General features: G+C 52.2%; 18 protein-coding genes. 7 read left to right on the top strand and 11 right to left on the bottom strand.

Features of this window, described 5'->3' with window-relative positions; translation table 11 throughout:
- Window positions 1-179 precede the first annotated feature (179 nt).
- Window positions 180-1553 carry a leucine-rich repeat domain-containing protein gene (locus tag KTH_RS06855; RefSeq protein ID WP_497617414.1) on the top strand — a complete coding sequence of 458 codons (1374 nt, stop codon included), beginning with the start codon at window positions 180-182 and terminating at the stop codon, window positions 1551-1553.
- Window positions 1554-1641: 88 nt separating this feature from the next.
- Window positions 1642-2736: a threonine aldolase family protein gene (locus KTH_RS06860; RefSeq protein ID WP_111321856.1), complete on the top strand. Its 1095-nt coding sequence runs from the start codon at window positions 1642-1644 to the stop codon at window positions 2734-2736.
- Here KTH_RS06860 and KTH_RS06865 read toward each other — a convergent pair.
- Both KTH_RS06865 and KTH_RS06870 read right to left on the bottom strand, forming a co-directional pair.
- Window positions 2715-2846, bottom strand: coding sequence for a hypothetical protein (locus KTH_RS06865; protein ID WP_282957318.1), 132 nt, complete (start codon window positions 2844-2846; stop codon window positions 2715-2717). The two genes, KTH_RS06860 and KTH_RS06865, sit on opposite strands and share 22 nt — an antisense overlap.
- A gap of 60 nt (window positions 2847-2906) precedes the next feature.
- Complete coding sequence (locus KTH_RS06870) at window positions 2907-3692, bottom strand: SDR family oxidoreductase (protein ID WP_497617417.1); 786 nt, start codon at window positions 3690-3692, stop codon at window positions 2907-2909.
- Between the two features lie 179 nt (window positions 3693-3871).
- Between KTH_RS06870 and KTH_RS06875 the strand changes: the two genes are divergently transcribed.
- Window positions 3872-4639 carry a type 1 glutamine amidotransferase gene (locus KTH_RS06875; RefSeq protein ID WP_497617419.1) on the top strand — a complete coding sequence of 256 codons (768 nt, stop codon included), beginning with the start codon at window positions 3872-3874 and terminating at the stop codon, window positions 4637-4639.
- Here the strand turns inward: KTH_RS06875 and KTH_RS06880 are convergent.
- The 4 genes from KTH_RS06880 to KTH_RS06895 form a co-directional block, all read right to left on the bottom strand.
- Window positions 4581-5216 carry a histidine phosphatase family protein gene (locus KTH_RS06880; protein WP_497617421.1) on the bottom strand — a complete coding sequence of 212 codons (636 nt, stop codon included), beginning with the start codon at window positions 5214-5216 and terminating at the stop codon, window positions 4581-4583. The genes KTH_RS06875 and KTH_RS06880 overlap by 59 nt on opposite strands.
- A 114-nt stretch (window positions 5217-5330) precedes the next feature.
- Window positions 5331-5861, bottom strand: coding sequence for a flavoprotein (locus KTH_RS06885; RefSeq protein WP_111321848.1), 531 nt, complete (start codon window positions 5859-5861; stop codon window positions 5331-5333).
- 129 nt (window positions 5862-5990) lie between these two features.
- Entirely contained in the window at window positions 5991-6461 is a 471-nt protein-coding gene (locus KTH_RS06890) for a GNAT family N-acetyltransferase (protein ID WP_497617424.1), read from the bottom strand.
- A gap of 106 nt (window positions 6462-6567) precedes the next feature.
- Complete coding sequence (locus KTH_RS06895; RefSeq protein WP_111321842.1) at window positions 6568-7743, bottom strand: helix-turn-helix domain-containing protein; 1176 nt, start codon at window positions 7741-7743, stop codon at window positions 6568-6570.
- A gap of 184 nt (window positions 7744-7927) precedes the next feature.
- Here KTH_RS06895 and KTH_RS06900 point away from each other — a divergent pair, with 184 nt between their 5' ends.
- Together KTH_RS06900 and KTH_RS06905 are read left to right on the top strand one after the other, a co-directional pair.
- The gene (locus tag KTH_RS06900; protein ID WP_111321840.1) at window positions 7928-8350 is read left to right on the top strand and encodes a response regulator; all 423 of its coding nucleotides are present in this window, start codon (window positions 7928-7930) and stop codon (window positions 8348-8350) included.
- On the top strand, window positions 8313-8942 hold the full coding sequence (locus tag KTH_RS06905) for a hypothetical protein (RefSeq protein WP_137686397.1): 630 nt from the start codon (window positions 8313-8315) through the stop codon (window positions 8940-8942). The genes KTH_RS06900 and KTH_RS06905 overlap by 38 nt, the downstream gene beginning before the upstream one ends.
- A 53-nt stretch (window positions 8943-8995) precedes the next feature.
- Here KTH_RS06905 and KTH_RS06910 read toward each other — a convergent pair whose 3' ends face one another.
- A complete protein-coding gene (locus tag KTH_RS06910) occupies window positions 8996-9451 on the bottom strand; it encodes a GNAT family N-acetyltransferase (protein WP_111321836.1) in 456 nt (151 codons plus the stop codon).
- 191 nt (window positions 9452-9642) lie between these two features.
- Between KTH_RS06910 and KTH_RS06915 the strand changes: the two genes are divergently transcribed.
- Window positions 9643-10974 carry an alkaline phosphatase gene (locus KTH_RS06915; RefSeq protein ID WP_111321834.1) on the top strand — a complete coding sequence of 444 codons (1332 nt, stop codon included), beginning with the start codon at window positions 9643-9645 and terminating at the stop codon, window positions 10972-10974.
- A 326-nt stretch (window positions 10975-11300) separates the two neighbouring features.
- Here KTH_RS06915 and KTH_RS06920 read toward each other — a convergent pair whose 3' ends face one another.
- A complete protein-coding gene (locus KTH_RS06920; RefSeq protein WP_111321832.1) occupies window positions 11301-11717 on the bottom strand; it encodes a hypothetical protein in 417 nt (138 codons plus the stop codon).
- 273 nt (window positions 11718-11990) lie between these two features.
- On the opposite strand from KTH_RS06920, the gene KTH_RS06925 reads away from it, so the two are divergent.
- On the top strand, window positions 11991-12827 hold the full coding sequence (locus KTH_RS06925; protein ID WP_111321830.1) for an aminoglycoside 6-adenylyltransferase: 837 nt from the start codon (window positions 11991-11993) through the stop codon (window positions 12825-12827).
- A gap of 52 nt (window positions 12828-12879) precedes the next feature.
- Here the strand turns inward: KTH_RS06925 and KTH_RS06930 are convergent, their stop codons facing one another.
- The 3 genes from KTH_RS06930 to KTH_RS06940 form a co-directional block, all read right to left on the bottom strand.
- The gene (locus tag KTH_RS06930; RefSeq protein WP_111321828.1) at window positions 12880-13812 is read right to left on the bottom strand and encodes an acetamidase/formamidase family protein; all 933 of its coding nucleotides are present in this window, start codon (window positions 13810-13812) and stop codon (window positions 12880-12882) included.
- 14 nt (window positions 13813-13826) lie between these two features.
- Window positions 13827-15269, bottom strand: a complete 1443-nt coding sequence (locus KTH_RS06935) for an APC family permease (protein WP_111321826.1) — start codon at window positions 15267-15269, stop codon at window positions 13827-13829.
- Window positions 15270-15417: 148 nt separating this feature from the next.
- Window positions 15418-16887: an APC family permease gene (locus KTH_RS06940; protein WP_497617430.1), complete on the bottom strand. Its 1470-nt coding sequence runs from the start codon at window positions 16885-16887 to the stop codon at window positions 15418-15420.
- Window positions 16888-17296: the final 409 nt, after the last annotated feature.

Consider the following 17296-nt stretch of genomic DNA (forward strand, 5'->3'; position numbering starts at 1 on the left):
TCTTCAGGACAGCGCTCTTCCGGCGCAAAAAATGGTACCTTGAAAACAGAACTTCCCGTACCGATCGCCCCGCATATCACTGCCAGGAAGCTACTCAATACTCTTTCTCTCGATCATAGTGGAAGAGCTTATACTGCTTTCTTTTTGCACTTCATATTCAGGCATGTGAAAGGAGAACCATGTTTCCAGCCAAACCACCTCAAACGCTTTCAGAAGCCTTCTTTCTGGCAACAGCAGGCTCCGCTGCCTTTCCTCTTCTTCGCTATGATGCCGAGCGAACAAGCAAGTCAGCTCTTGCCAGCATGCGTACGCTGGCCCTCATCGGCACCGATGAAGCCTGGAACCTCCTTCACACATACAAGCAAGACCCACGAGACGCGATACAACGCGAATATCGGCGCCTGCATCAGTTTGGGACGAAAACACTTTTTCGCCCTTCGCTTGTACCATCTCTTCAATTTCAGGACGACCGACAGACCATAGAGTGTAATCTTTATACGCTGGAAACGCTGGATTATCCAGTATTAGTACTTTCAAGCCAGGTGAATCCTACACATATACAGACAGTCAAACTCAACCATGGTTATTATCTTCTCGACATATCAGCGATTGCCGATCTACCAGAGGTAAGAAAGGTCACCTTCTCAGATTGCAGGGCACTCCATGATTTCTCACCTCTTGCCCACCTTCCCCATCTGACAACCGTGACCCTGCCAGCACGCTCAGAGCTGACACACTTGAAGCCACTCGTTGAGCTTCCCGAGCTCGTCGACATCACACTGACACACTGTGACGAGCTCACCGACATCACACCGCTTGCCCGCTTCTCTCAATTGTGCATGCTTGCTCTCAATGATTGCGTCAACCTGCTTGATCTCGTGCCGCTGGCAGAGCTCTCACACCTGCACACGCTCTCGCTTTCCAACTGCTCTCAGGCGATTGATCTTTCAGTACTGGCGACATTGCCGCACTTCACCACCCTCATGCTTTCCAGTTGCAAGACGCTGCAAGGCTTGCCCGATCTCACACCACTCGCAAACCTGACCGCGTTCGGCTTCTCATCCTGTGGACAACTCACAGACCTTACTCCACTCACAGCGCTCAAGCGGCTTCAGCGGCTCAATCTCTCGTGGTGCTCTCAGCTTACAGACCTGTCCATTCTGGCATCACTGCCGCAGCTCTCAGCACTGAACCTTTCGTGGTGCTGGTCCCTGACGGACATCACACCGCTTACCGCGCTCGGGCAACTCACCGCGCTCGATCTTTCATGGTGCGGCCACCTGACTGATATCACACCGCTTTCCCGGCTGACCAGGCTGCAACATATCAACCTCTCGTGGTGCGACCATTTGACCGATATCTCTGTTCTGCTTTCGTTACCCGAACTCAAAACGGTGACGCTTCACGAGTCGTGGCAGGGAAGCAGCGTGGCAACTGCCCTTCGGAAGCGCGGCATTGCGCTGACCTTCACAGGAGACACGGACGGTCTGGCCTCTCCGGGCGCTTCCTTCGATAGTCCCGGCCAGACGCTCCCGGGCAAACGACCGCTTTGACAGTCTGGAAATAGTCGAGATATACTGAACCAGCTACAACTGTCTTTCTCATTCGCGAGATGAGCTCACAAGCAAGGAAAATGAGCGTATGATGTTATTTGCGAACACAGGACTTCGCACCACGTGTGATCGCTTCCTCTGTGGACATACTCCTCTGACGCAGCGCGACCAGCTCAAGCAACTGGCACTATCACCGCTTCTGGATATGCCCATTGATCGATATGGACAAGGGCCTGCGATTCAGCTTCTAGAGCAGGAAACCGCCGAGATATTAGGCAAGGAAGCCGCTGTTTTTGTGCATAAAGGGGTGGTTGCCCAACAGATGGCGCTCCGCACATGGGCAGAACGAACGCGCCGCTATACTGTCGCGCTTCATCCCAAAAGCCATATTGATGCTGACGAGCGAAATGCCTATGAACGCCTTCACCCACTGATTGGCTTGCGTGTCGGCTCGGAGCATAGCATGTTTACGCTCCAGGAGCTCAAGGCGCTTCACGAGCCTCCCGGCAGTATTACGATTGAGCTTCCATTGCGCAATGCAGGCTTTACGCTCTTGCCGTGGGACGAGCTGTATGCTATTTCCACCTGGGCCCGCGAGCAGCACATACCGCTCCACTTCGATGGGGCCCGGCTCTGGGAGTGCGGCCCCTATTATGGGCGCTCCTATGCAGAGATTGCCTCGCTTGCCGACTCGGTCTATGTCTCCTTCTATAAAGGGCTCGGCGGGCTTGCAGGCTGTGTTCTGGCTGGTCCAAAAGACTTTATTGAGGAAACACAAGCATGGCAAACACGGCTTGGAGGCAACATCTTCACAGTTTTCCCTTATGTGCTTTCCGCCTATGAGGGACTACAACACCACCTGCCTAAAATGGCTTCCTATGTGGCACGAGCCCGGGAAATAGCGGCTGCGCTCTCCCGGATCGAGGGAGTACAGCTTGTTCCCGATCCGCCGCATATCAACTCGTTTCAGCTCTACCTTCCAGCACCAGCAAAGGCACTTCAGAAGGGGATCGAGCACCTGGCAGAAACCGAACATATCTGGCTTTTCGGCACGCTCCACGAAACGCAATTCCCATCTCTGACAATGGTTGAAGTGGTGGTCGGCGAGGCAACCGAGCAATGGACCACTTCCGAGGTAGTGGAAGCGCTCCAAAAGCTCCTTCAGCTTGCCCGCGATGCATAGATTGCCACACAGCAGCAGTGACAGGCCACTCGATGCCTGCCCACTGCTGCCAGCCAGGGAACCACATCAGCAGGCATAATACATTCCGCCAGAAAACGTCTATCACACACCTCCCTGCTTTTTCTCTTCTCTTTTTGAATACCCCGGTTCGCTGTCAAAGCGGAAAAGGTCTAGCCATTTTGAAGGCGATTACGTAAAAAGGTCTCCCAGGTAATATGGCCAACCGCACGGTCAAGCACGATATTGACACCAGACCGAAAAGCGTCATACAGTGGGCTCTTGAGCGGCATCGGATGGATAACACATTCTCGCTGATAGACGCGCATATAGATATCGGCCATCTCTTCAATGGTCAGCACCTGCGGCCCACCCATCGCCGGCACATGCCCACAGGCCCCCCGTTCTACCAGATCAACCAGCCGATGAGCCACCTCCAGCTTATCAATCGACTGAAAGCGCATTCCCGCCGGGATGACAATTTTCTTCTCCTCCGGCTTCTCGCTCTGCTTGATCAGGTTCAGGACCAGATCGTGAAACTGGGTCGCGCGCAAAATGGTCCAGGGCAAGCCGGAATGCTCAATCATGTGCTCAACTTCCAGCTTCGCTTTATAGTACGGATATGGACTCTTATCAATGCCAACAATCGAGATATAGACGATATGCGGCAGATCATGTTGCAGGGCAGCTTGCAGCAAATGTTGAGTCCCACGAATATCGGTCGTGAAGCCCTCTTCCTGATAGTTACTGGCACAATGCACAATTGCATCAATATCCGCTGTTGCCTCCTTCAACCCACTCCCCGTACGAATATCACCGCGACAGACCTCGATCTCTTCAGGCACGGGCGGATTCTCCTGATGCGTGTAGACACGCACATTATGATCATGGTCGATCAGAAACTGCACGACGAGCTGACCCACACCGCCTGTGCCCCCGGTTACAAGAATAGTAGACATATAGGTTTCTCTCCCCTTCTACACTGCAACTGGAATAATAGAGCAACGCCTTTTTCACGTGAAAGCTATCACCCTGGTTCCATCACAGAGCTCAACCGTCACCAACCTCCATCGCTCATCGTGTTCTACTCAGACATTCGATACGCTCAAAGCTGCATTAGTCTATCAGAAGGAAAACTATGGGAACGAAGCGCATTCTGGCCCTCCAGCATACACCTGAGGACCCACCCGGTCTTGTGCTTGACATGGCCCGGAAGCAGCATATCCAGATCGACATTTGCACCTCCTCTCATGAACCACTCCCGGACGTTCTTTATGATTATGATATGCTCATCATTTTTGGGGGGCAGGAACACGTGTATGACGAGAATCGCTACCCCTTTATTACGAAGGAAAAGGAGCTAACCCGCAAAGCCCTTGCCCGCGGGCTCCCCTTTCTGGGAATCTGTTTCGGCGGTCAATTGCTTGCTTCAGCACTGGGAGCACGGATCAGACGCCTGGCTGCTCCACAAATTGGCCTGCTCAATGTCCATATCACCGATGCCGGCCGCCGCGACCCGATCTATACCGGCATGCCAGCCCATCAGCTCGCCTTTCAATGGCACAATGATGTGTTCGATCTGCCTCAGGACGGCGTTCTCCTCGCCACCTCGCAAGGCAGAGAGCATCAGGCCTTCCGCTTTGGGCCGAACGCTTATGGCATTCAGTATCATATTGAGCTCACTCCCGGGATGTTCGAGGAGCAACTTTCAGACAAAACGACGCGACGCGCCTTCCAGCACAAGCCAGAGACGTATCAGCATATCAAGGAAGCATGGAGAACGGTATACCCCACCTACGAGGAACATTCTCGGATCTTCCTTGACAATCTGTTTCGTATTGGTCAGCTTATCCCTGCACGTTCGCCCATTCACGATAGTGGGAGATATCGCCGTACAGCTCAATAAGCGGCTTCTGCTCCTCGATCACGACTTTGCATAATCCGGTCGGATACGCGGCCGGCGGCTCCCAGAGCCGTTCCATTGGGCGCTCATCGAAGAAGGCCATTATGGTCTTCAGCGTCGCTGCATGCGTGACGAGAAGGAGCGTTTCCCCTTTCTGTTCCTCAAGCACGCTTTGGAGAAAGGGGAGCACGCGTTCCCGCAGATCGTAGAAGGATTCGCTCCCGTTGACGGGCCGATAGAGATGCGGACGGCTCCAAAAAGCAGCGAAGATCTCCGGCTCGCGCTGTTGAAGCTCCTCACGCGTCTTTCCTTCCCAATCACCCATATATAATTCACGCAATGCATCATGTGGAATAATATCACAGGAATGATGAGCGCCGATCAGCTCCGCTGTTGTGCGCGTCCTCTGGCTCGGACTGGTATAAATAGCGGTGAACGCGACCTCACGCAACGCTTCCCCGAGCCATTGCGCCTGACAGACCCCCAGGGCAGTCAGCGGCGAATCCTGCCAGCCCTGCAGCCTCCTTTCAATGTTCCATTGCGTCTCTCCATGCCGTGTGATATAGAGTGTTGTTTTCATTGTTCAGAACCTCTTCCATAAGTTGTCTCGCTAGAGATAACTGTACAATAAAAGGCCGAACAGTACCACCCACACACGGCATCAGCATGCTTCTTTCCAGCTATAAGAAACGTCTTAGAGGGACGTAATCCGCAAGAGTTCCTGCACGATGATCTCCCCGGGCACCTCGTTCCGCGGTGGATACTGTTCGGGCTCGTAGAGAACATGAATGCCATATTCGGTGAGCAGCTTGAGACTTTGCGGAAATGCGGGATGCTCGGCCAGCTTTCCGCGCCGGACTACCGGTACGGCCAGAATCGGCGTTCCAATGCCGGTATGCTCGCAGAGAAGCCCGAGCGCCAGATTATCACTGATACCAAGCGCCCACTTGTTGACCGTGTTAAAGGTCGCGGGAAACACCAGCAATGCATCAGGAGGAGGCAGAAGGTCCGGCGTTCCGGGCTGTTTGTAATTGGTGCGAACCGGATTTCCCGTCAGATAGTGCAGCCGCTTTTGCTCGACAAATGCCGTCGCACTCGGGGTAAGAATCGCACAGACATTCCAACCAGCAGCGATCAGAAGCGGGATCAGCTCATAGGCCTGCGGCGCTGCACCGGCAGCACAGATAACAAGGTACAGCACTCTTTTCATGGTTTGCGAATTCATTTCGGTTGATTCGCTCCTCTTCTTTCTAGAGTTTTCAGGCAATATGCCATCTGTGTTATTTAATACCCCGGTCAATCGAAAAAGCGGAAATTTTTCCGGCCACTTTTTGATGTGTTCGCGAAAAGCCGGTTATAACAGTAACTCCAGATCATCATGGGTCGGTCGGAAACCACAACGCTCATACACATGGCGTCCTGCATCGGTTGTATGGAGAAAAACGCGAGAGGCACGGACTTGCTTCGCATATTCAATAATACGGTTCATAAGTGCAGTTGCTATCCCTTTTCCCCTCCATCCCGGAAGAGTATACATATTCATAATATATGCCTCTAAGCCAGATGGGCAGAAACGCGAGGGCGGTTTTTCCAGCAAGACCATTCCACTTATCGCCACTATTTCTCCTGTGGCTGCTTCCGCTATCCATGAATGAAATTTTCCAGAAGCTATATTTTCTTGTATATACTGTTTTGTCTGCTCGAACAGGGCTTGTGATGGCTCACCACCCTCCCGGAAATCGACCTCTTTAAATAGACGGATTCTCAGTTGAACGATAGCATCACAATCCTGCATTCCTGCTTTGCGGACTGTATATTCAGCCACTCTCTCTTCTCCTTATCGCATCTAAAGAGATCAGCTAAAAATCGCCGTCTTTCGATTGAGAAACCAGAGTCACGCCGCTCCATATCTCGCACCGCAACAGACACAGCTACCCACCCATTAAAACTGCATGTAATTCCTTCATCGCTTTATGATTCCGTAATTTCGTGATGTTCAGTCTATCATACATCGCTTGAACTCTGCTGATATGGCGTTGTGAACCATAATGTCGAGCAAGTTCTATTCCCCGAACCGCTAGCTTGACTCCTTTTTCCATGTCCCCACTATAGGAATATGCTTGAGCTTTAATAATAGTATAGGAGCCGAGCGCACGCATAGGACGGAATGGCTTCAAGTTATCAAGATAGGCGTAGATCTCAAGCGCCTTCTCAGGCTCCCATAACAACGTATGCCCCTGCGCTTTCTCCTGTAATACCTCAATCCGGTTAAACTGATTATACTGAGTATCTAAATTATCTTTCACAAGATGTGCACATTCTTCTGCTCGCTGAATTGCATCGAGAAACTCAGCCGAGAAACCATAAGCAGCGTGCGCTCGCGCCAGAATCTGCCAGCGTACTCCCTGGACAAGCGTGCTTGCCACATCTATGATCGGCTGCATTCTATGCAGAATTTTGACCGCTGCTTCATATCGCCCCCGCTTTCTCTGCACATCCGCCTGATGGATTTGCGCGAGGCACATGATATCGACATCATGCAACTCTTCCCCTAAATCAAACATTTCCTGAAAATGGCCTGATGCCTGCGTAAAACGAAGTTGATCATATGCAATCCGTCCCATCATCTCATGCGCATATGCCAGTACTTTTTGCGCGGGTTTCATAAATTGACCATGATATTTCGTCAGAGCACCCTCCAGATTCTCTATCATCCCTTCCAGACTCTCTACAACAGGTTGATTCTTCCCATCAGCAAGCCAAAGCAACCAGGATAACTTTGCAGTTGCAAGAGAAGGCTCCAGGAGCGTCTGTAGTAGAATATCATTGGCCTCAGACGGTTTATCGGCAAGGAGCTTTGTCGGAGGTCTTGTCTTCCCTATCGCATCGAGGCGTTCCTGCGGTATTTCTAGAATTTCTGCCAGGCGGCTGATTTGTTCCAGCTTGTCGACTTTTCGCTTGCCTCTTTCAATCAGAGATACATATTCTCGGGTGTGTCCCCACCGTTCAGCAAGATCCCCCTGCGACCATCCTCGTTGTAAACGAAACGACCGCACCAGTTTCCCAAACTCGTTGCTATTGAATTCCAGATGACGCTTCTCCGACATAAAACCTCCCTTTTTCACAGCTCGCTTCGTAACAATATGTTCCTCTCCAGGAACATCCCGTTCCTTGATAATACCACTAACGCGTACTACACTTCAATAGGATCTACATAAAGTCCTACGCTACTCATTCTTCAGTTCCCTTTTTAAGTATGGTAGACGTCATGTTTGTAGGGAGGAAAATGCCATGCAGCGCCCGATCGTCGTCATTGACGATTCGCCTACTATCCGCAAGATCCTTGAGGTTACCTTGCGACGCGCAGGCTATCCTGTGACCACATTTCCGGATGGAGTGCTCGCGCTCAAAACGCTCCTCAATGAGCCTGTAGAGCCGATACCCTCGCTTTTCATCCTGGATATCGACTTACCTCAAATGAACGGTTTTGAGATCGCTCGTTACCTCAAGAAGAAGCCAGTGCTCTCTGAAGTTCCGCTTCTTTTCATCTCACGTCATTGCGGTGTCGTCCAGCGGCTCAAGGCGCGGCTTCTTGGAGCACACTCATTTCTCACCAAGCCTTTTACAACGACCTGTATCACTGCTACTGTCTCAACTCTTTTTCAGGAGATACATAATGACGAACAGACAAACTCCGGACCAATTGTCCACTAGCCAACCGTCAGCCTGCCAGCTCTCGAAAGAGGAACGCCGTCGCAAGCTCAAAAGGCTGAATGAAGCATGGCACCGCTTTCGCTCGCTTCCACCTGAAACCCCCGAGCGACATGCTGCAAACGAGACATTTCGAGATGCCTATACAGAACTCTACCGAGAAGGGGTACAATTCCGCTATAATGGAGATATTGACGAATATATGCTCCTTGAAAAGGCGTATCCTCCCTTCCGGCTCGATTGCTGGTACCAGACAGCCGGCGGCCTCTACGTTCACATACTGGAATATTGCCCCGAAAGTTCCAAAAACCCATACGTTGTCGCTACCATGCAGCGTGACATCTACTATTGTGACGCGGAGGGAGTGACAGAGGTGCCTGCACGCAATCTCAAAGATGCGCTTGAAATCGATTCTTTTCCCGGGAAACAGTTCTTTTTCTTTGATTGCACGCTCGTAACACACGTCAAAGTGATCGCATCTACAAAAGCAGAAGCATACGAACTGGCTCTGGAAGCACTTGTACCTCACACACTCAACCGAGATGTGTTTGTTCGGCACATCGATACGACAGTGAAACAGGGCAGCGAGGCATAGATCAGGTCAGGGCCTGTCGAAGAGTCAGCCTTTTCCACAGGCCCACAGAGCAGCTAGAGCAATTTCTGAAAGAAAACCCGTTGATATCCCTCGTGCAGTCTTCTGTCTACTTCTTCAAATCCCAGACGTCGATAAAAGCGGAAATTTTCCACCATTACAGCGTTCGTGTAGAGCCGAATCGCCTTTAAACCTGCCTTGAGCGCCTCTTGCTCCACAAACGAGAAGAGCAGCCGCCCAAGTCCCTGCCCTTGAAAACGAGGATCGATCGCCACATTTTCAACAAACATGGCGTCACGCTCTGGCATCATCACCAGGACCCCACAAATGCCTTCTGTCGTTGGCAGGACGTAGACAGTACCATCTTTTATCAGAGAGAGATAATCAGCATGCAAGGGAGCAGGTTCACGCTCCATACGAGCAAGATAGCAAGCATAGGCCCGACGCACACAGGTCTCGATCGCCTCTCGTTCCGCTTCCTGAGCCCGACGAATTGTCCGTATAGTCATCATTTCTCCTCCATCGAAGTCTGCTTCTTCTCCCTATATTACGAGAGGAACATCTGTCTCTACAAGTATTTCTTAACCGCGTGTTAACACTCTTTACAAGAAAAATTGACAAAGCTTTACCCGGGCTTAAAACTCCTTTAACAACATTGAACATACAATGAGACAAACCCCGCTAGAAAGAAAGAGAGGCAGATATGCAAGGTAAAAAGCAGTATTTCTCTATTGGTATTTCAGTTCTTGTTTTACTCTTACTCTTAATTCCTACCGCAGCTTTCGCTCGAACTTCGGTCCCCGAGACGCACGGACGCTATCGGAACGTCATCCTCTTCCTCGGTGACGGTATGGGCGACTCCGAAATCACCCTCGCACGCAACTATTTCGTTGGTGCGAACGGGCGTCTCAACATGGATAAGCTGCCTTATGTCGGCGCAAGCACGACCTATTCGGTGCTCGAAAACAACCCGAAGCAGCCGGACTATGTGACCGACTCGGCAGCCAGCGGTACTGGTTGGGCGACTGGCACGAAAACCAGCAACGGGCGCATTTCGACCACAGCCGGGACAGACAAAGATCTTCCGACCATCCTTGAACTGGCTCAGAAAGCGGGCTACGTGACTGGCGACGTCACCACCGCTGAACTGACCGACGCGACTCCGGCAGTGCTGGCCTCGCATGTCAGCAGCCGCTCTTGCCAGGGCCCCGCAGACATGAAGAGCTGCCCGCAGGACAAGAAGTCGGCAGGCGGCCCCGGCTCGATCGCGGAACAGCAGATTGACCATCAGGTCAACGTCCTGCTTGGAGGCGGGAAGCAGCGCTTTGACCAAAAGATCGATTTTGGCAAATATACCGGTAAGACGGTCCTCGAAGCCGCTCAGGCCCAGGGATATACCGTCGTGACCGATGCCAACGGGCTCAAGAAGGTGAACAGTCAGCATGTTCTGGGTCTCTTCAACCAGAGTAATATGACGACCGAATGGACTGGCACTCCCGCGCAGCCCTTCCCTGGAAGTGGGCCACAGACCTGCCAGGAGAACAATCGACCGAGCAATGAACCCGCCCTGGCCGACATGACCAGCAAAGCGATCGAGCTCCTTCAGCGAAATAGCCGCAAAGGCTTCTTCTTACAGGTTGAAGGCGCATCCATCGACAAGCAGGACCATGCTGCCAATCCGTGCGCTCAGATTGGTGAGACCATCGCGTTCGATAAAGCAATCAAGGTAGGCATGGATTACGCCCGCCAGCACCCGGACACGCTGGTCATCGTCACAGCCGATCACGGCCATACTTCCCAGATTATCGAAGAGCCAACCAGCGCCAAGCAGCCTGGAGTCTTCAGCAAGCTGATCACGAAGGAAGGTTCTACCATGTACGTGAGCTATGCGACGGCTCCTTCTGGGGAGTCCCAGTCGCACACAGGGACACAGGTACGTATCGCTGCAATGGGTCCTGAAGCGCCGCGAGTCATGGGTGTGATCAACCAGACCGACATCTTTCAGATCATCAAGCGGGCACTCTCCATCCGTTAAAGCGGAAATGTTCCTTCTTTGAAGAAAAGGGGCATCTTCTATAGAGATCTCACTTCTCTTATAGAAGATGCTCTTCTTTCATCCCCGTCGCCGACACAGTGCCAGAGAGAACAGTAGTAGCAGTCCATAAAGTGCTAGCTGTACCAAAGGTGATACCAGCAAAAAGTGTTCGTTCCTGAGCCAAAACGCCAGCGCCGTTCCCGTTACAGCGTCAACGAGCATCCCGACGCCTCATATCAGTGAGAGTATGACAATCCAGAAGCGTACCGAAGCCTCTTTTTTCCATTCCTCCTCAAATCGGGCAACCCGTTCCCTCACGCCACCCGTCACAATTTGAGAACGCTATAAAATATAATCGAGCGAGGCAGCGCCAACGAGAGCAGTAAAAGGAGCCCGAATACACCCGGAATCAATGAATTGCGCGCAAGGAAGATTTTCGTATCGCTGCCAGGCAACAAAAACAACAAAGCAAGCACCATCGCAAGGAAGACAAAAGCCGCATTCAGCCGGCTCAACAGGCAGATCTGCTCAAGAGAGCGCAGAAGTGACTCCGGGAGCCGCTGTACAACTTCCGTTCGCACATAATCCAGCAGCGGACGCGAGAGCACCTCACCAGATTGCCAGCGCCGCGCCCAGAGACGCAGACCAGCAGGCCAGCCCTCAAGTTGCTCGTAGAGCCGGGTAAGCGTGCTCTCGGGAAGCGATACCGGGACGTTCAGGCGGCGGCACCCCTTCTTCCACAAACGGACGAATCAGTGCAAAACGCTCCTCAGCGGATGCGTGTTGTTCTCTTGTTATCGCTTCTTCCTTCCCATATCCTTTACAGTATGCTATTCATATGTTGTACCTGTCAACTGTACCGGGCAATAGAACTACGCCAGTTATTTCCAAAAAGAGAGCGCCATTTTTAAAAAGGTATGATAAATACTACCCCCTCCTCTCTCTTTTCTCTTGTCCATCTTGGTCTGGAAGCGCTAGAATAAGGGGTGACAAATGGGGGAAAGAAGAGGAGGAATATGGGGAAAACGACAGCGCGTCAGGCTCTACAGGCGCAACTACTCGATATGTGCCGGCAAGACAAGCGTATTGCTGGCCTGGTCGATTACAGTGCAGAAGATGAACGCATCCTGGAGAGTCGAACTGACTTTGCCCTGACGCTTTTTATCATAGATACCTACTTTGACACGTTTGTGCTGGAGCTTGAGGCCTGGTTCACCCGGTTTGGACCTCCCCTCCTGCTGTTACGAGAGGCAGAGAACACCATTCGCGTTGTCTATGATGCGCAGCCGCTTCCTGTACACCTCACAGCAATCTGCCTGCCCGCCAATTCCATGCACCTCACCCTGGATAGACCGGCCCTTGAGGCCAACGTGCTCTATGACGCAACCGGACAGCTTACAACGGCGCTTCATCAAGCAGCCGATGCTTTCCCGACCGATCAGCAGGCAACGTTTGAAGAACTTGCCAGCACCTTCTGGTATGATCTGCTCGACACCCTTTGCAAGCTGTTGCGTGGCGATCAATGGAACGCTTGCCAGCTTTTTCATGTCAGTGTTCTACCTGCCCTGATCCGGCTCCTGAGGCTGGAAGCCACAATTATCTCACAATGGTACAACCACCATAGTGGCATTGAACCGGCCCTTCCTGCGGAACGACTGGCGAGGCTGAATGCCTGTCTGCCCACCGCGGCAACACTTGCAGGGACCGCCAGAGCGCTGAGAAAGAGCATCGAATTGGGATCGGAGGTCTGCCGCTCCATTGCCGCGCTTCACGGCTTTCGCTGGCCCCACGCGCTTGCGGAGCGCATTGAGGCTATCGTCCTTTTCTGGCTCCCCTCAGATAGATGTACATAAAAAGTGGGAGCAGGTTGTTTTGACCCGCTCCCAATAATGAGAAGAAACTGCTTTAGCCCTCGAAGATATCAAGCGGCAATTGGGCGGAAACCAGCCAGTTAGGCGCGTTTACCACTTCGCCGATGCGCACATCGACCGCAACGCTACAAAGCGCGTAGGCCTCGTGCGGCGTCAGATCATAGTTCTTCGTCAGATGCTTGATCATGCCCCGGATAGACTGGCGCACCGCCTCAAACAGATCAGGACCATAGGCAGTTGTCGCATAGTAGCCCTTCTGGTTCTGCTTCGGAGCCTGGTTGCCTGGCGTATAGTAGGAGATAGAGCTGAGATCGGCGTCCTTGAGCAGGTTCACACGAATCTTAACCACCATCGGGCCCTCGATTGCGGAACCACAGACCTCGCCATCACCCTGCGCCGCATGCGTATCGCCAAGCGAGAGCAGCGCCCCGGGATAGAGAACCGGGAGATAGACCTTTGAGCCCTTCACCAGTTGTCTGGTATCCAGGTTGCCGCCATTGGCACGAGGCGGGACCATATCCAGTGCACCGGGCTCAGCCGGAGCGACGCCGATCATGCCACAGAACGGCTCCAGCGGAATGCGAATTCCAGGCTTGAAATACGCATGATCCCCGTTCAGCTCCCAGATCTTCAAATACGGCTCGGGATATTCGTCGGCCAGCAAGCCAAAGCCGGGAATAACGCCTGTCCAGCCCCAATCTTTTGGGCGCACATCAAGAATCTCAACCTCAACCACGTCACCAGGTTTCGCGCCATCAATCGCGATTGGCCCGGTAACGGGGTTGACCGCGCTAAAATCCAGCGAGCGCAGGGCATCGCTGGTGCTGCCAGGGTTCAACTGACCGGCTGAAGCCTCGCGCGTTTCCAGCTCAACAACATCGCCAGATTGCACTGTAACCAGAGGCGGAATGCTCTGGTCCCAGCAGTTATGTGTATGGTGCAGATGATATTTCACGTCAGGAATCATAGCTCTTCTTCTATTTACTCCTCTCCTTCAACAAATACTTCATCACTTTTTGCCAGCGTCTCAGGCGCTTTCACGCTCAGTATTGCCAGAATAATCACGCCGATAACCAGCCATGCAAGCACAATCGGGCCAGCATACAACAGCGGAGCGGCAGGCAACGGATTAAACTGATTATATAACACAACCAGGAGCACCAGGAACGGGATCACCGGCACGATTACGTGACGGAACACGTTGAACTCATCCTTGTGTTTGCGCAGATAGAACACCACCACAGAGATACAGGTCAACATGTAAATCAAGATAATCGGGAGAATCAGGATCGTTCCCAGGAAGCCGAAAGCAAGCGATGGACCATAAACAAAGCCCGGAACCAGTGAACAGACCAGCGCCACGATCATCGCCAGAATGAAAGCGACATCCGGCGTGCCGTACTTGTTCAGGTGCGCGAAGCTCTTCGGCAGCGTGCCAACCCGACCCATCGCAAACAGCACACGCGTCACGGCATTCACACCGGCGTTCGCGTTCGCCAGAGCACTATTGAGGATCGCCAGCAGAATAATCACGCTTGCCGGTCCCCAGGCTCGCTGAGCCATCTCAGCCCACGGATCTGCATGATCGGGCGAACCATAGAGGGCAGCATTTGCCGGGCCCCAGCCTACCATTGCGGCAAAGGAGCAGAAGACATAAAACAGACCGATACACACAGCAGCGAGCAAGATAGCACGAGGTACAGTTCTGCGAGGATTAATAGTCTCTTCTGCCAGAGGAACAGAAGACTCAAATCCAGCAAAGGCGAGCAGGACAAACGTCATGCCCATCAGAATGCCTTTCCAGCCACCCCAGGCAGGATCGCCACTGTGAGCAGGATTCAGAATATCCAGCGAGATGTTACCGGGGTTGGTAACAAGCAGCCAGATACTCAACAGCACAAAGACGCCGATCTCGATAGCACCCAGAATCACACCGGCGTCAGCAGAAACCTTGATACCAAAATACGACAGCAGGAAGAGGATAACGGTGAAAATGATAACCCAGGTGAACCAACCAAGCGAGATATGGAAATACTGGCTCACAAGCTGATCCGCGGTTGGCCCCAGCACCAGCAACTGGAACGGAATAATCAGCAAGTAGGCAAGGTTGAAAGCCCACCCGGTCAACCAACCGACCTTCTGTCCGAGAGCATTACTGATATACGTGTAGAAGCCGCCCGCAGAGGGAAGGTGCTTCGCCATTGACCCGATGGTCAGGGCCAGGAAAATACAGACAATCAACGCGATAAACGCTGTCAGCGGGAGCGCCGGACCAGTCAGAGCGACAGCCGGAGTCAGGCTGGCAGCAAGGCCAGATGCAGGGGCCATCGTGGTGATCGACTGGAACAGGACCCCCGGCAGGCCGATGGTATTTCGGCGCAATTGCCCGGATTCACCCTTTCCAAGCGTAGAATCAGCAGACATCGCAAACTCCCTTCGAGTTCAAGATAAATAATATATCATACAGGCAATATTGCCGGTATAACGTTGTAAGCTCTCCATACTCCCTGTGCGGCCAGAGAGCATGGAGAGTTCCCCATTGCTTTTACTATCTATTGTCAGTCTTTTCTCGCTAAAAACCAGATTCAACCTCATGAATCTTGTCCTGCCAGGCCGCCTCGGTGGTCGCAAAGACACAGCCAAAGTACGCCACAAACAGACACACCACCGTCAGACTGCCCACAAAGACACGCCACATCGTGTCATTAATCAACGGAGCAAGCTGGTTATAGGCAAGCGTGTTGACTATTGCAACCGCACAGGCAATCAGCGCTACATAGCAGCAGGTCTGAAGCAACCATTTCGGCACAATCAGCCCTTTCTTCAACAGCTCAGGATAGCGTTTCATCAACACTAGCAAGCTGATGAAGAGAAAAGCGGAAGAAACAGCCCAGATCAACACCAGCACTGAAAGCGTGATCACCTGCACTTCAAGCGCAAGATTTGCGGATTCAACCATCGAAAAAACATAAGGCACGAAGTACAGCAAGAGCGTAAACCCGATAGCAATGGCAGTTTGTGTAAGAATGGCATTGACAGGCACACGATGCTTATTCAGGCGAACCAGACCGATCGGCAAACGGCGATCTGCGCTAATCGTCATCAGCAAACGAGCAAACAGGCTCCCGGTCAGTGCGACAAATAATGGGAAGAACACAAGCAGACAAGCAGCAGCAATACGTGCAACCACCGGGCCAAACAGGCGCTCAAGAGCAATCAGAATCGACGCGTTACTGAGCGTTGCCGCCTCGGGACCGATCACAACCAGCAAGGCCATTGTCAGAATAAAATAAGCCCCTAGCACAGCAAGCGTGCCCCAGAGGAAATGACGATAGCCCTTCTCTGGCTGTTTCGCCTCGCCAAGCACAATCACAGGCACGTCTGCACCCAGGTACGCCAGCACGACGATACCGAACAGCTTGAAGTTATCTGGCGTGATTGCCCAGGTTGCCGGGTTCAACAACGGGGTAGCACTGGAATGGCCACCAAGCAGCCAGACGACCGCAGCAATACCGAGCAGTAGCACCACTGCATAGGTTAGAGGCGTCACAAAGTTCACAACGTGCTGAAATGTGCGCAATGGTTGAAGAGAGATAATACAGGCAAAAATCAGAATCGCGATCACGGCGAGTCCCTGTTGCCAGGGCTCTACTAATAAATGCGGATTGATACTCTGCACAATGGTGATCCCGATACTGGCTGCACTGACCATCGCCACAACACCGGGTATCCAGAACGTCACAGCAGCAAACAGGCTCCAGAAGCCGCCAAGTGCCTTATGAGTCCAGTTATAGGATGAACCATTAACAGGAAACCAGGCGCACAATTGAGCGACAACCAACACACAGGGAATGAAAAAGATCAGCGCTCCGATCCCCCAGTAGAGGAGGGAGACCGCCCCAGAAGCGATGGTACCGACCGGGTTCGAGACGAAAAACATCACCATCATAAAGGACATGGTGAAGTCAAAATTCGTCAATACGGGCGGCAGAACACGCCGAACGTAGTTTTCTGATGTTAAAATAGGAATTCGTTCACGCATATACACTAGGCCTCTTCGCATGGGAAAAAGAACAATAATATTCCCTGCCTTCTCATTCCCCGCGTTGATTCTCCTGCGTTTCCCTTTCACCAAAGCGATTGCTGATTTGTATCGCCGTCCCTACTGGCACACGGGACCGACCCTCAGCCTGCTATTTCAAGCATACTCATATTAAGCTGGAGAGTCCAGAGACGATAAAATCTACCTGTTTTTTTGCTGGCACCCTTGTTACTATGCTTTCTCCTGTATATAAACATATTAGTACCTTTTTGTAAAGAACTACAACAGTTAATTTTAAGAAGAAAATATATGTTAGGAAGAATTACCTACCTTTTTTTAAGGTCACTCTGTCACATCTCTCTTGCACAAAAGCTGTCTGTTTCTTTCTCAGATGACGACAACACCTCTA

It is taken from the genome of Thermosporothrix sp. COM3, from assembly GCF_059696735.1.

Excerpts from the sequence above, each read along its gene's own strand:
- KTH_RS06895 (WP_111321842.1), bottom strand. The coding sequence starts at position 7,743 with ATGTCGGAGAAGCGTCATCTGGAATTCAATAGCAACGAGTTTGGGAAA.
- KTH_RS06885 (WP_111321848.1), bottom strand. The coding sequence starts at position 5,861 with ATGAATTCGCAAACCATGAAAAGAGTGCTGTACCTTGTTATCTGTGCT.
- KTH_RS06880 (WP_497617421.1), bottom strand. The coding sequence starts at position 5,216 with ATGAAAACAACACTCTATATCACACGGCATGGAGAGACGCAATGGAAC.
- KTH_RS06935 (WP_111321826.1), bottom strand. The coding sequence starts at position 15,269 with ATGTCTGCTGATTCTACGCTTGGAAAGGGTGAATCCGGGCAATTGCGC.
- KTH_RS06875 (WP_497617419.1), top strand. The coding sequence starts at position 3,872 with ATGGGAACGAAGCGCATTCTGGCCCTCCAGCATACACCTGAGGACCCA.
- KTH_RS06910 (WP_111321836.1), bottom strand. The coding sequence starts at position 9,451 with ATGATGACTATACGGACAATTCGTCGGGCTCAGGAAGCGGAACGAGAG.
- KTH_RS06860 (WP_111321856.1), top strand. The coding sequence starts at position 1,642 with ATGATGTTATTTGCGAACACAGGACTTCGCACCACGTGTGATCGCTTC.
- KTH_RS06940 (WP_497617430.1), bottom strand. The coding sequence starts at position 16,887 with ATGCGTGAACGAATTCCTATTTTAACATCAGAAAACTACGTTCGGCGT.
- KTH_RS06930 (WP_111321828.1), bottom strand. The coding sequence starts at position 13,812 with ATGATTCCTGACGTGAAATATCATCTGCACCATACACATAACTGCTGG.
- KTH_RS06925 (WP_111321830.1), top strand. The coding sequence starts at position 11,991 with ATGGGGAAAACGACAGCGCGTCAGGCTCTACAGGCGCAACTACTCGAT.
- KTH_RS06905 (WP_137686397.1), top strand. The coding sequence starts at position 8,313 with ATGACGAACAGACAAACTCCGGACCAATTGTCCACTAGCCAACCGTCA.
- KTH_RS06855 (WP_497617414.1), top strand. The coding sequence starts at position 180 with ATGTTTCCAGCCAAACCACCTCAAACGCTTTCAGAAGCCTTCTTTCTG.
- KTH_RS06870 (WP_497617417.1), bottom strand. The coding sequence starts at position 3,692 with ATGTCTACTATTCTTGTAACCGGGGGCACAGGCGGTGTGGGTCAGCTC.
- KTH_RS06915 (WP_111321834.1), top strand. The coding sequence starts at position 9,643 with ATGCAAGGTAAAAAGCAGTATTTCTCTATTGGTATTTCAGTTCTTGTT.
- KTH_RS06900 (WP_111321840.1), top strand. The coding sequence starts at position 7,928 with ATGCAGCGCCCGATCGTCGTCATTGACGATTCGCCTACTATCCGCAAG.